At 62.6% G+C, this 12715-nt stretch carries 9 protein-coding genes; 8 read left to right on the plus strand and 1 reads right to left on the minus strand.

The annotated features are described in order from the left end of the window. Positions 1-623 (minus strand): HAMP domain-containing protein (locus tag EWM57_RS15455; RefSeq protein ID WP_394345425.1); only part of this gene is annotated, 623 nt, incomplete at its 3' end. Positions 624-1071: 448 nt separating this feature from the next. On the opposite strand from EWM57_RS15455, the gene topA reads away from it, so the two are divergent. The 8 genes from topA to EWM57_RS15495 all read left to right on the plus strand — a co-directional run bounded on the left by topA (position 1072) and on the right by EWM57_RS15495 (position 12602). After that, positions 1072-3558, plus strand: a complete 2487-nt coding sequence (gene topA / locus EWM57_RS15460) for a type I DNA topoisomerase (protein ID WP_129922064.1) — start codon at positions 1072-1074, stop codon at positions 3556-3558. Between the two features lie 123 nt (positions 3559-3681). Beyond that, the gene (locus EWM57_RS15465; protein ID WP_129922065.1) at positions 3682-4551 is read left to right on the plus strand and encodes a DUF4846 domain-containing protein; all 870 of its coding nucleotides are present in this window, start codon (positions 3682-3684) and stop codon (positions 4549-4551) included. A 114-nt stretch (positions 4552-4665) separates the two neighbouring features. Then, a complete protein-coding gene (locus EWM57_RS15470) occupies positions 4666-5358 on the plus strand; it encodes an SIR2 family NAD-dependent protein deacylase (protein ID WP_129922066.1) in 693 nt (230 codons plus the stop codon). Between the two features lie 116 nt (positions 5359-5474). Next, positions 5475-6020 carry a metal-dependent hydrolase gene (locus EWM57_RS15475; RefSeq protein ID WP_129922067.1) on the plus strand — a complete coding sequence of 182 codons (546 nt, stop codon included), beginning with the start codon at positions 5475-5477 and terminating at the stop codon, positions 6018-6020. A gap of 89 nt (positions 6021-6109) precedes the next feature. Then, the gene (locus EWM57_RS15480; RefSeq protein ID WP_165370539.1) at positions 6110-9823 is read left to right on the plus strand and encodes a BamA/TamA family outer membrane protein; all 3714 of its coding nucleotides are present in this window, start codon (positions 6110-6112) and stop codon (positions 9821-9823) included. A gap of 276 nt (positions 9824-10099) precedes the next feature. Next, the gene (locus tag EWM57_RS15485; RefSeq protein ID WP_129922069.1) at positions 10100-10756 is read left to right on the plus strand and encodes a hypothetical protein; all 657 of its coding nucleotides are present in this window, start codon (positions 10100-10102) and stop codon (positions 10754-10756) included. Further along, positions 10729-11550, plus strand: a complete 822-nt coding sequence (locus EWM57_RS15490; protein ID WP_129922070.1) for a sensor histidine kinase — start codon at positions 10729-10731, stop codon at positions 11548-11550. Before EWM57_RS15485 ends, EWM57_RS15490 begins: the two co-directional genes overlap by 28 nt. A 62-nt stretch (positions 11551-11612) precedes the next feature. Beyond that, entirely contained in the window at positions 11613-12602 is a 990-nt protein-coding gene (locus EWM57_RS15495) for a Ppx/GppA phosphatase family protein (RefSeq protein WP_207218333.1), read from the plus strand. The last annotated feature ends 113 nt before the right edge of the window (positions 12603-12715 follow it).

Below are 12715 nucleotides of genomic sequence, written 5' to 3' on the forward strand. Positions count from 1 at the left end.
ACACTGGCCTGGCCGCCGAGTTTGCCCTCGGTTCCTACTTCCTGGGCCACGCGGGTTACTTCGCCCGCAAACAGGTTCAGGTTGTCGATGGTCTTGTTAATGGTTTCGGCCATCACCTTGAAGTCGCCGGACACCGGAATCTGGAAGGTTTCGTCCAGGTTGCCCTTGCTGATGTTCTTCAGTACTTTGCCTACTTCCAATACCGGCACGGCGATGCTGTCCACCAGGCCGTTGATATTGTTGATCATGTCGCGCCAGAAGCCCGAAGCGTTTTCGGCCGAAGCCCGCGCCTTGAGGTTGCCTTCCACCCCGGCCACTTTCGAAATGCGCGACACCTCTCCCCCTACGCCGCCGATCATCTCTACCATCGAGTTGTAGGCCTCGGCGATTTCGGCGAAGATGTCGTCGTTCTGCTTGGTCAGGCGCACCGACACGTCACCTTTCTTAAAGGCGTCGAGGGCGTAGAGCACCCGGTTGAGCTGGTCGTTGATGTAGTCCGCCTCCTGGCTGTCTTCGGAGCCGCGGCCGCTACCCCGTTTTCGGGTAATATCGGAGCTGGTGCGAGCCCCGGCGGGGCGCAGCAACGCACTGCTGCCGCTGGCCTTGTCATAAGGCGCAGACAAAGCGGGGGCAGTATTGGTAGTAGCGGCAGTAACTTTCTCGGGAGAGGCGGTTTCCGGAGCAGCGTTATTCTTGGTAATCTTACCTGAAGCCATACAAGGGGGTGGGTTGCGAAGCCTGGGAGAGGAAGGCAATGCTGTCAACCAGGAACTGCCATCAAGCGGTTCCTAGACTTACAAAGGTAGCAAATGCCGCCTTTTCCCACGCATACGTTTGCAAATATGAAAACACTTTGCAAAGTGCCATTGCGTGAACCTGTTGCGTAGCTTGCGGCGTTAGAAATTGCGTTTGCGCCGATCAGGACGCCCGCGGCGGGACGGCACAATTCCAGCGGGCCGCGTGGTTACGCCGGATTATTCCAGCATCTTTGCGGCAAAATTCAACTTTTGCTTTCCTTCGGGCGTTTCACTAGCTCTACCCACCCTCCTCTCTCGCCCTCCAGCACCTTATATGGTCAAAAATCTAGTCATCGTCGAGTCGCCGGCCAAAGCCAAAACCATTGAAGGGTATTTAGGCAAAGACTTCATCGTGAAGTCCAGCTTCGGCCACGTCCGCGACCTGCCGAAGGATAACAACGCCATTGACATTGCCAATGGCTTCAAGCCCACCTACGTGGTGTCGCCCGACAAGCGCGACATTATTTCCCAGCTGAAGAAGCTGGCCAAAGAAGCCGAAACCGTGTGGCTGGCGAGTGACGATGACCGGGAGGGCGAGGCCATCAGCTGGCACCTAGCCGAAACGCTGAACCTGAACCAGGCCAAGACCCGGCGCATCGTGTTCCGCGAAATCACCAAGAATGCCATTCTTAATGCCATCGACAATCCGCGGGAAATTGACCTGAACCTAGTCAATGCCCAGCAGGCGCGTCGGGTCCTCGACCGGCTCGTGGGCTTTGAGCTGAGCCCGGTGCTGTGGAAGAAAGTGAAAACCGGGCTTTCCGCCGGCCGCGTGCAAAGCGTAGCCGTGCGCTTCGTGGTGGAGCGGGAGCGGGAAATCAACCAGTTCAAGGCGTCGTCGGCCTACCGCGTGGTGGCCCGCTTCGACGCCGGCCGCGGGGCCGTGCTGGAGGCCGAGCTGCCTACCCGCTTCAAGACCCAGGCCGAGGCCCAGGAGTTCTTGGCGCGCTGCATCGGGGCCACCTACCGGATTGAGAACCTGGAGAAAAAGCCCGGCAAGCGCAGCCCCGCCCCGCCATTTACGACCTCCACGCTCCAGCAGGAAGCTTCCCGCAAGCTCGGCTTCTCGGTGGCCCAGACCATGAGCGTGGCCCAGAAACTCTACGAAGCCGGTAAGATCAGCTACATGCGGACCGACTCGGTGAACCTGAGCCAGGACGCGCTGGCGGCCGCCCAGGCCGAAATCAGCTCCGCTTATGGCCCCGAGTACGCCCACACCCGCCACTTCAAGACCAAGTCGGCCTCGGCCCAGGAGGCGCACGAAGCCATCCGCCCCACCGACTTTGCTTTGCTTAAGGCTGGCGCCGACTCCCAGGAGCAGCGCCTCTACGATTTGATCCGCAAGCGGGCCTTGGCCTCGCAGATGGCCGACGCCGTGATTGAGCGCACCGTGGCCACCATCGGTATCAGCACCCAGCCCGGCACGCCGCTCACGGCCTCGGGGGAAGTCATTACGTTTGAGGGCTTTCTGAAAGTCTACAGCGAGTCGAAGGACGAGGAAACCCTGGATGAGGATGCCAGCACGGAGTCGTCGTTTTCGCGCGGCCTGCCCCCGCTGAGCGTCGAGCAGGTGCTGCCCCTGCAGAGCCTGAAAGCCACCGAGCGGTTTGCCTCCCCGGCGGCCCGCTACACGGAAGCCTCGCTGGTAAAAAAGCTCGAAGAAATGGGCATCGGCCGGCCCTCGACCTACGCCCCGACCATCAGCACGATTCAGAAGCGCGGCTACGTGGAAAAAGACACCCGGGAAGGCAAGGAGCGTAAGTTTCACGTGCTGACCCTGGAAGGCAACGAGGTCAAAACCGAGGTCAAAACCGAAACCTACGGGGCTGACAAAGCCAAGCTGTTTCCGACCGATACGGCCATGGTCGTCAACGACTTTTTGGTGGAGCACTTCCCTATTATCATCGACTACCAGTTCACGGCCAAGGTCGAGGGCGAGTTTGACCTGATTGCCAACGGGCAGGAGCAGTGGGGCGACATGCTGGCCGGCTTCTACGGCACCTTCCACGAAACCATCGAGCGGGGCCAGGACATTGAGCGCAGCACCCTGGGCAGCACCCGCGAAATCGGCGTGCACCCCGAAACCGGGCAGAAGCTTACCGCCCGCCTCGGCCGCTACGGCCCCTACGTGCAGATTGAGCCCAAGGAAGGCGCGCCGGAAGACGAAAAAGCGGTGTACGCCAGCCTGCGCAAAGGTCAGTTTATCGAGAGCATCACCCTGGAAGAAGCCCTGGACTTGTTTAAGCTGCCGCGGGTAGTGGGCGAGTTCGAGGATAAGTCGATGACGGCGGCCCTGGGCCGGTTTGGTCCCTACATCCGCCACGACAGCAAGTTCTATTCCCTCACCAAGGAGCAGGACCCGCACACCATCACCGCCGATGAGGCCGTGGCCCTGATTGAAAACAAGCGCAAAACCGACGCCGAGCGCCTCATCAAGAGCTTCCCCAGCCGGGAGGACATTCAGGTGCTGAATGGTCGGTTCGGGCCCTACATTGTGGTGGGCAAGAAAAACGTGAAGATTCCGAAAGGCGAGGAGCCCGCCGACCTGACCTTGGAGCGCTGCATCGAGCTGGCCGACGCCACCCCGGACAAGCCCGCCAAGGGTGGCCGCTTCGCCAAGAAAGCGGCCCCCGCCGCCGAAGACAGCGCCGACAAGCCCGCCAAGAAAAAGCCGACGGCCAAGAAACCGGCCGCCAAAAAGCCCGCTGCGAAAAAAGCCGTCGGCACCACCGCCAAAAAACCCGCCGCCAAGGCCAAGTAAGCCGGCGCCGACGAGGCAATAAAAAGGCCCTGATTCGCGGATCAGGGCCTTTTTTACGTTTAGGAACCTCGGGGGAAATTTTGGCTCCGGCTGCACGTTAGCTAAGCAGCTTCCCCTCATCCGATGCACTGTCTCTACGCCGCCGCAGTCGCCCTGCTTACGTTTGCTGTCCCTTTCCGCGCCTCGCCGCAGCTTCCGCGGGCCACGCCCGCACCGGGCTCAATATATTCCTGGCTGCCGGCGGGCACCTACGACGCCCGGCAGAGTGTGGCTGCCCGGTTTGCGCCCCCGCGCGGCTGCCAGCGGGTGGCCGTAGTTCCGGGCTCGTTTGGGCACTGGCTGCGGCAGCTGCCCCTGCTGCCGGCCGGCGCGGCGGTGCACCTGTACTCGGGCGCGTTGAAGGATAATCAGGCCGTGCATGCCGCCGTGCTGCGCCTCGACGTTGGCAGCCGGGATTTGCAGCAGTGCGCCGACGCGGTTATCCGGCTGCGGGGCGAGTACCTGTTTGCCCGCAATCCTGACCAGGTGCACTTCCACCTGACCAGCGGCCACGACATCTGGTTTAGCGACTGGTACAGCGGGCGGGGCTTTCGGGTGCAGGACGAGGAAGTGGTGCCCGCCGCCCGCCCGGTGGAGCGCCCCACGCACGCCGTCTTTCGCCGCTACCTCGACCAGATCTTCACCTACGCCGGCACCCAGTCGCTGGCCCGGGAGCTGACGCCGGCCGCCCTGACCGACGTGCAGCCCGGCGACGTGCTGATTCGCGGCGGCACCCCCGGTCACGCCGTCATCGTGCTTGACGTGGCCGAGCAGCCCGCCACGGGCCGCCGGTACGTGCTGCTGGCCCAGAGCTACATGCCCGCTCAGCAGATGCACGTGCTGCGCAACGTGGACCATCCCGTGCTCGGGGCCTGGTTTGCCGTGCAGCCCCAGGAGCCCGAATTTGACACGCCGGAGTGGACGTTTCGCCGGGAAGAGCTCCGGCGCTTTTGAGCCTTCAGCCGGCAGCAGCCGGAACCCCAGCGCGCTGCTTTTTCGCGCTTCTCCCGTAAACTGCACTCCGGCACCGCGCACAACCGGGCTGCTTTCAGACTCAATCTGGCTTGTATGAAAAAGAAAATTGTGGCGCTGACCGGCGCCGGTATCAGCGCGGAAAGCGGCTTGGCCACCTTCCGCGGTTCCGACGGCCTCTGGGAAGGGCACCGGGTGGAAGACGTGGCCTCGCCGGAAGGCTGGGCCCGTAACCCGGCCTTGGTACTCGACTTCTACAACCAGCGCCGCGCCGCGGCCCGGGCAGCCCAGCCCAACGCCGGCCACTTGGCCCTGGCGGCCCTGGAGCGCGACTTCGAGGTGGTCGTCATCACCCAGAACGTGGACGATTTGCACGAACGGGCGGGTTCCAGCCACGTTATTCACCTGCATGGCCAGCTGTTTGAGGCGCGCAGCACCCGCCACGAGGAGCTTATCTACCCCCTGTCCGGCGACACCATCCACCTGGGCGACGTGTGCGAAAGAGGCCACCAGCTCCGGCCCAACATCGTCTGGTTTGGCGAGGCCGTGCCGCTGATGGAGCAGGCTATGGAGGAAACGGCCTCGGCCGACGTGCTGCTGGTCATCGGTACTTCCCTGCAGGTATACCCGGCCGCCAACCTGGTGCACTTCACCCGGCCCGGCTGCCCCACGTACGTTATTGACCCCAGTCAGCCGCCGCTGGCCGGGCGCGCCAACCTGCACTTTGTCGCCGAGCCCGCCACGACCGGCGTGCCGAAAGTTGCCGCGCTGCTCCTGCAGCAGGCCTAACGCGCCCCCCGCAGTTACCCGTACCCGTGTCGGAGGCGCGAGAATGCGCTTAGCGAGGCGCACTCTGAATGTCGTATCTTAGGGGGCGGCCGGTTTTTATCCTCCGCCACTCCCGCATGGCTTCCATTTTCGGACATATGACGCTGGGTGCCACGCTGGGCAAGCTGCTGCTGCCCGAGCGGCGCTACGTGCGCTACTGGGTGCTGGCTGCCGCCTGCGCCTTTCTGCCCGACATCGACGTGCTGGGCTTTAAATTCCACGTGGCCTACGCCAGCCTGTGGGGGCACCGGGGCCTGACCCACTCCCTGTTGGCGGCGGTGATGGTGGCCTCGGCAGTGGTGGGCTGGCACCGGCTGGGCCACCGCGCGGGTCCGCCGCTGGGGCGGCTCTGGGTGCTGCTCTTTTTGGCCACGGCCTCCCACGGCGTACTCGACGCTATGACTACCGGCGGCCTGGGCGTGGCAATTTTCAGCCCCTTTGTGCTGGAGCGCTACTTCTTTGGCTTCTGCCCGATTGAGGTGTCGCCCATCGGTGTGCGGCAGTTTGTGGGTACTACCGTGTGGCGGGTGCTGCAAAGTGAGGCTATCTGGGTGGCCCTGCCCTGCGCGGTGCTCCTGACGCTGCAACGGCTTTTTTCCGCCCAAACGGCCGCGGTCCGCTAAACCGATGTACCCCGGCCGGGTTTCTTGCGTAAGAAGGGGTTCTATCCCACGCCTCGCTTGATTTTATGCGAAAACCCTACCGCCTACTTTTGGCGGCGCTGCTTGCCACGGCTGCGTCGCCGCTCCACGCCCAACTTGCTGCTCCCCCGGCCCACTCCGTGTATTTGCTCGGCAACACGGCCGGGAAAGACCTGCCCGAAACCCACCTGCGGGCCCTGCGCCAGCAGCTGGAGCAGCAGGCGGGCACTTTCACCGTGGTGCACCTCGGCGACATTGCCGCCAACTCGGGCCTGAAAAAGGAGCCCGACGCGGCTACCACGGCCCGCATCGACCAGCTCATTGGTCTGGTGCAGGGCTTGCCCAATGGCCACATCTACTTCTTGCCCGGCGACAAAGACTGGGATAACTCCGGCCCCGACGGCTTTAAGCGCGTGAAGCGGCTCGAGGAATACATTGAGCAGAAGCTGCCCAAGCAAAACGCCTTTATCCCGACCGGCGGCTGCCCCGGCCCCGAAATCGTGGATGTGGCGCCCAACGTGCGGCTGGTGGCCATCAACTCGCCCTGGTGGACCCACCCCTACGACCGGCCCGAAGCGCCCGACACGGAGTGCAAGACCATGACCAAGGAGGAGTTTCGGGAGCAGCTCTCCGACGTGCTGGACGAGACCAAGGGCAAAAATGTGCTGCTCGTGGGTCACCAGCCCGTGCTGACCAACGGCGTCTACGGGGGCCGGATGCCGCTGAGCCGCCAGCTGTTTCCGTTCGAGAACGGGGTGCCGCTGCCGGTTTTCGGCACCCTCTATTCGGCTTACCGCCAAAACGTGGGCCTGCCCCGGGACCTAGCCAACCCGGCCTACCAGGACCTGCGCAAAGAGCTGCTTGGCACGCTCAAGGAAAACCCCGGCGTGGTGTATGCCGCCGCCCACGACTACAGCCTGCAGCTCACCCGCTTCGAGGACAACTTCCACTTGGTGGCCGGTAGCTTTGCCGAGAAAGAGCACGTGGGCGCCAATGGGCAGTCGATGTTCAACAAGGCCGAAGAAGGCTACTCCCGCCTCGATTACTACGCCGACGGCACGGTCAAAGCCTTTTTCTTTGCCTTCGATAAAGCCGGCACCGCGGTGCAGGAAGCGTATTCTTCCACCCTGTTCCAGTCGGCCTGCACCGAGCCGCGGCTGCCGAACGTGCCGGTCAACTACTTTATTCCAGAGTGCCCTACGGCCCCCAAAGGCGTCGCGGCGGCCAAGCCGGACGTGCCGTTTCAGCCCACCGTGACGCTGGCCGCCGGGCCGCAGTACAAGGCCGGGCCCGGTAAGCGGTTTTTCCTCGGCCCCCTGTACCGCACTTCCTGGACCCAGCCCGTGGAAGCGCCGACGCTGAACCTGGCCACTGAAAAAGGCGGGCTGCGCATTTTTGGCAAGGGTGGCGGCCGGCAGACGACCTCCGTCAAAATCATTGCTGCCGACTCCTCGGAGTACGTGTTCCGCTCCGTCGATAAGGACGTGACCAAGATTCTGCCCCCGGAGCTGCGCAACTCGGTGGCCGCCGACGTGCTGCGCGACATCACGCCCACGGCTCACCCCTACTCGGCGCTGGTGACGGGCTCGTTGCTTGACCAGACCGACATTCTCCACGCCCGGCCCCGGCTGTTTGTGTTGCCCGACAACAACACGCTCGGCCCCTACCGCGAGAAGTACGCCGGCCTGTTTGGCACGCTCGAAGACCGGCCCGGGGACCCCAAGCCCAACCTGCCCGGCTTCGGCGGGGCCGACGAGGTGCGCCGTTCGTTCAGCTTTTTCCGCCAGCTCTACAAAGACCACGACAACCAGATCGACGCCGTGGCCCTGGGCAAGGCCCGGGCTTTCGACATGCTGGTGGCCGACTTCGGCAAGCACGAGGACAACTGGAAATGGGCCGGCTACAAGCAGGGCAAAAAGACGATTTACCGCCCTATTCCCCGTGACCGGGACCAGAGCTTCACCCTCTGGAACGGTTTGTTGACCTACATTGCCAACCGGGAATGGGCCGTGCCCAGCATCGAAGACTTCCAGAGCGAGTTTCACGACCTGGAAAGCCTGAACTGGCCCGCCCGCCACCTCGACCGGTTTTTGCTGCAGTCCCTGACCCGGGAGCAGTGGCAGCAGATCGGGGCCTACATGCAGCAGAAGATGACGCCCGCGGCCATTGACCAGGCCACGGCCACGTTGCCGAAGGAAATCCAGCCCATTTCCGGCAACGACCTCAACCGCAAGCTCCAGGCCCGGATTCAGGAATTGCCCAAGGCCCTCGACGACTACTACCTGATGCTGGCCAAGCGCGTCGACGTGGTAGGTTCGAACAAGGCCGAAGTGTTTCAGGTGGACCGCCAGCCCGACGGCAACGTGCGGGTGCGCATGTTCGACAAGGCCAAGGACGGCAACGAGCCCAACGGGGAACCGCTGTTTGACCGCACCTTCCAGTACAAGGAAACCGACGAAGTGGCCCTCTACGGCCTCGACGGCAAAGACGTGTTTACCGTCACGGGCTCGGCGCCCCGCAGCGTGCTGGTGCGCATCATCGGCGGCGACGGCAAGGACAAAATCACCGACGAATCGAGCGTGCGGGGCCTGCGCACCAAGACCAAGGTGTATGACCTGACCGACGGCGTGGAGCTGCAACCCAGCCAGGAAACCGACAATCACACCTCCGACAAGCTGGCAGTAAACCGCTACGACCGGGAAGCCTTCGAGTACGACGGCTACAACCCGCGGGCCACGCTCATCTACAACCAGAGCGACGGATTCGGCGTTGGCGCGGGCTTCGACATCGTGCGCCAGGGCTTCCGCAAGCCCGACTATAAAAACCTCTACGGTTTCGACGTGCGGGGCTCCTCCAACGGCAACTTCCAGGTGTCGCTCAACATGCGCCACCGCCACGCCATCGGGCAGTGGGACATTGGGGCCCGCACTGAGTACGGCAACTTCTTTCCGTTTTACAACTTCTTCGGCCTGGGCAACAACACGACCAAGGACGAGAACCTCTACGACAACCTCTACTACAAGGCCCGCTACAAGGGCTACACGCTCAACGCCTTCACCGAGCGGACGTTTTTCCAGCGCAGCCTGTTCCGCTTCGGCCCTACCTACGAGCAGTACACCAGCAACTTCAGCAGCCAGAGCCTGCTGGGCCAGCTTCAAACCAACCCCAATCCGGACGTGGTGCGACCCAACACCAACTTCCAGCGCCTGATTGGGTTGAATGCGTTATTTGACCTCGACCTGCGCGACCGGAAAAGCTTTGCCCGCCGCGGGGTGCGCCTGCTGGCCCAGCACGACTCCTACCACCAGCTCAACCGCTCAAAGGGCAACTTTGGCCTCACCCAGGGCTTTGCCGAGTACTACGGCACGGCCCGCCTCGGCATTCCCGTAACGCTGGTGGTTAAAGGTGGCGGGGCCAAAAACTACGGCAACGACGACGAAATTCCGTTCTACAAGTTTGCCACCCTGGGCTTGCGCGAAAACCTGCGCGGCTACTACCGCAACCGCTTCAGCGGCGACGCCAGCCTCTACCTGAACACGGAAGTGCGGCTGGCCCTGGGCCGGGTGCAGACGTCATTCCTGCCCTTCTCCTACGGCGTGTTCGGCTTCTACGACCGGGGCCGGGTCTACTTCAAAGACTCCTCCCCCGGCGGCTGGCACGACAGCTACGGCGCGGGCTTCTTTATTGCCCCCGTCTCCGACCAGCTGGCCTTATCGGTGTCCTACCAGAAGTCGCCGGAAAACGGGCTGATTCAGTTCGGCCTAGGCTTCCGCATCGACCAGTAGCGTTCCTTCTTTGCTGCTCCTAAAAGCCCTGGCCTCATCCGTCAGGGCTTTTTCGTAGCCCTGGGCACCTTGCCAGCCCTGGGGCGGGGCCTTTTAGCCTTCTTGCTCCGGCCAATTATGTAAACCAAAACTTGCTTGGTTATCTTGAGCAATTATTGCTGTAATGGGGAGGCTATTTGTTCCCTCTTTCCCTCAGCCCGACAGCCCCATTCTTCGGCTCCCAGATTTTTTGGTGGCGGCCGTGCCGCTGGATTATTCCTTTCCCTCTCCGGCCTGATGCCCAGTACCCTCGTGCAATGGATTATGCTATGTGCCCCCGTGCCGCTGGCCACCGCCGGCTTGGTGGGGGCAGTGCGGTGGCGCCATTTGGGGCCGTCCATGCGCTGGCTGACCGGGCTGGTTTGGTTTGGGCTGCTGATGGAGTTGGTTTCGCGCTGGATGATGCTGCAGAAAATGCCAAACCTGATTTTGTCCCCACTCGACACGCTGGCTGAATTCGTGGGGCTCACCTGGATTTATGGACGAGAGTTGCGGCCCTGGCCCATCACGCGCTATGTGCCCGCGGCCATTGGCCTGTTCGCAGTGCTTACCGGCATCAGCATCTTCACCCAACTGCATTCGGTACAGTTTAGCCCGGTCCAGCACTCCATCGAAAGCATCACGCTGCTGGTCCTGGCCCTGCTCTACCTCTACAAGCTCAGCCACGGCACGGCGGTCCGGCAGCTGGAGCGGGAGCCCATGTTCTGGGTTTCCGCGGGCGTGCTGCTCTACTTCGCCGGCGACGTGCTGATTTTCATTTTCAGCAACTACTTATTGCAACAGTATTCGCGGGCAGTGAACATACAGGTCTGGGCCGTCCACGCGGTGCTGTTTATGATTTTGTGTTCCTGCTATACCATCGCCCTGTGGCTCAGTCCCCGCCCTTCGAACTAGTTGGACTGCTGTTCGGCGGCATCCTGATCATGCTGGCCCTGGCCTTGGCCCTGGTGTTTTTCTTCGTGTTCTACCAGAAGAAAGTCATTCGCCAGCAGGATGAGCTCCGGCACGTGCAGGCCGCCTACCAGAAGGCCTTGCTTACGGCCACCATTCAGGCCGAGGAAAAAGAGCGCCGCCGCATCGGCTCCGACCTGCACGACGACATGGGCTCCGCCCTCTCGGCGGCCCGGCTGCTGATATCGCAGCTAGCCACCTCTCCCACGGCTTCCGCTGCCGACCAGGAGCTGGTAACCGCCGCCAAAAGCATTCTGGACGACTCTATCCAGGATATCCGCCACGTTTCCAAAAACCTCTACCCGGTGGTGCTGGCCCGGTTCGGCCTGGCCGAGGCCCTGCGCAATCTGCCCACCATGTGGGAGCGCAGCCTGCCCGATGGACTCCTGGTACAAGTTGCCCTGACTGCCTCCCTAACCTACGACCAGCAGCTGGCCCTCTACCGAATCGTGCAGGAGCTTATTACCAATGCTCTGCGGCACGGCAAGGCCTCCCGGGTGAGCGTCGAGTTGCTTGAGCAGCCCGGCCGGCTCCAGCTGGTCGTGGCCGACAACGGGGTCGGCTTTGATTATGACCGCACCCGGGAGGGCAACGTATCGGGCCTGGGACTCAAAAGCCTGGAAGCCCGCGTCACGCTGCTCGATGCCACGCTGCTCGTCGACTCGGCCCCCGGGCAGGGCACCCGCATCCAGGTTATTACACCCTTGCCCGAAGGTGTCGGCTCCCGGCCGGCCTAGTTTTGCGTGGCTTCAATCCCGTATATTTGGCTTTCCGCTCCCCATCACCTGACCATCTCCTTATGGATTATCCTCTGCTGAAACTGGCCGCCATCGACATTGGATCCAACGCGGTGCGCTGCCAGATTTCGGCGGTGCTCCACTACGGCGACCGGTACCGGCTCAAGCGCGTCGAGTACGTGCGCTACCCGCTGCGCCTGGGCGAAGACGTGTTTGCCACCGGCAACATCTCGGCCAAGAAGGAGCAGAAATTCATCAAGTTTCTGCACGCGCTGAAGCTGCTCATGGAAGTTCACGACGTGGCGCACTACCTGATCTGCGCTACCTCGGCCATGCGCACGGCCGCCAACGGGGCCGCCGTAGCCGCCCGCATTCAGCAGGAGCTCGGCATGACGGTGCAGGTCATTGACGGGCAGGCCGAGGCCGCCTACATCAACCGCGTCATTGAACACCTGCTCGAAGACAAAAAGCACTACCTGCACATCGACGTGGGCGGGGGCAGCACCGAGTTCAACATCTACCACGACCGGCGCAAAGTGGCCTCGCAGTCGTTTGAAATCGGCTCGATCCGGCGCATGCAGCAGGAAGAAAGTGGCCAGCAGAGCACCGGTGCCCAAAACGACCTGTGGCAGCGGATGGAGGACTGGGTCACTCAGAACGGCCGCAAGTACCACGTCACCCGCGCCATCGGCACGGGCGGCAACATCAACAAGCTCTACCGGCTGGCCCAATCCTCGCTCGACAAGCCCGTCACGCGCCGCCGCATTGCCACGGTGCTCGGCAACCTGACCAGCATGAGCATGGACGAGCGGGTGAACGTGGCCATGCTTAACCCCGACCGCGCCGACGTCATTATTCCCGCCGGCCATATCTACCTCTCGGCCATGGAGTGGGCCAACATCAGCCAGATGATTGTGCCCGATATCGGCCTGAAGGATGGCATGCTCCAAACCCTGTTTGAAGACCACTTCGAGGAAATCCGCCCCAGCTCCGACCACTCCCGCACCGTTCCCTACGCCGACGTTACCAGCCGCGCCGCAGAAATGGAATAGGGTCGTTTAGGCCAGTTATTCCGAGTTTGGAAGAACTTGTTTTCCAATGCAAAAGCCCTCACCGTTAGTTCGGTGAGGGCTTTTGTATGTACCCATGATAGTACGAGGCCCGA

This window comes from Hymenobacter persicinus (assembly GCF_004167665.1).
In the GTDB taxonomy this organism is placed as follows: Bacteria; Bacteroidota; Bacteroidia; order Cytophagales; family Hymenobacteraceae; genus Hymenobacter; species Hymenobacter persicinus.

Bases quoted from the DNA above. Each gene is read 5' to 3' on its own strand.
- EWM57_RS15475 (WP_129922067.1), top strand. From the start codon at position 5,475: ATGGCTTCCATTTTCGGACATATGACGCTGGGTGCCACGCTGGGCAAG.
- EWM57_RS15485 (WP_129922069.1), top strand. From the start codon at position 10,100: ATGCCCAGTACCCTCGTGCAATGGATTATGCTATGTGCCCCCGTGCCG.
- topA (WP_129922064.1), top strand. From the start codon at position 1,072: ATGGTCAAAAATCTAGTCATCGTCGAGTCGCCGGCCAAAGCCAAAACC.
- EWM57_RS15495 (WP_207218333.1), top strand. From the start codon at position 11,613: ATGGATTATCCTCTGCTGAAACTGGCCGCCATCGACATTGGATCCAAC.
- EWM57_RS15465 (WP_129922065.1), top strand. From the start codon at position 3,682: ATGCACTGTCTCTACGCCGCCGCAGTCGCCCTGCTTACGTTTGCTGTC.
- EWM57_RS15470 (WP_129922066.1), top strand. From the start codon at position 4,666: ATGAAAAAGAAAATTGTGGCGCTGACCGGCGCCGGTATCAGCGCGGAA.